Raw genomic sequence first — 386 nt, 5'->3', positions numbered from 1 at the left:
CGGCGGTCCTTACCAGCTGGTTGTCTTCCACTTCCTGATCGGCGTCTTCTGCTACATGGGCCGCGAGTGGGAACTTTCCTACCGCCTCGGCATGCGCCCCTGGATCTGCGTGGCCTACAGCGCCCCCGTGGCTGCTGCCAGCGCCGTGTTCCTGGTGTATCCCTTCGGTCAGGGCTCCTTCTCCGACGGCATGCCCCTCGGCATCAGCGGCACTTTCAACTACATGCTGGTGTTCCAGGCTGAGCACAACATCCTGATGCACCCCTTCCACATGTTGGGTGTGGCCGGTGTGTTCGGCGGCAGCCTGTTCTCCGCCATGCACGGTTCGCTGGTGACCAGCAGCCTGGTGCGTGAGACCACCGAGAGCGAGAGCCAGAACTACGGCT

1 protein-coding gene is annotated in these 386 nt (G+C 63.2%); it reads left to right on the top strand.

The genetic code is table 11. The annotated features are described in order from the left end of the window. On the top strand, positions 1-386 hold a 386-nt coding region (locus tag ACLNEE_RS17185), incomplete at both ends, for a photosynthetic reaction center family protein (protein ID WP_459382407.1).

It is taken from the genome of Aphanothece stagnina RSMan2012, assembly GCF_046764815.1.
Classification (GTDB): Bacteria; Cyanobacteriota; Cyanobacteriia; order PCC-6307; family Cyanobiaceae; genus NIES-981.
Note: the sequence above shows the minus strand (reverse complement) of the source record. Positions and strands in the feature narration are given on the sequence as shown.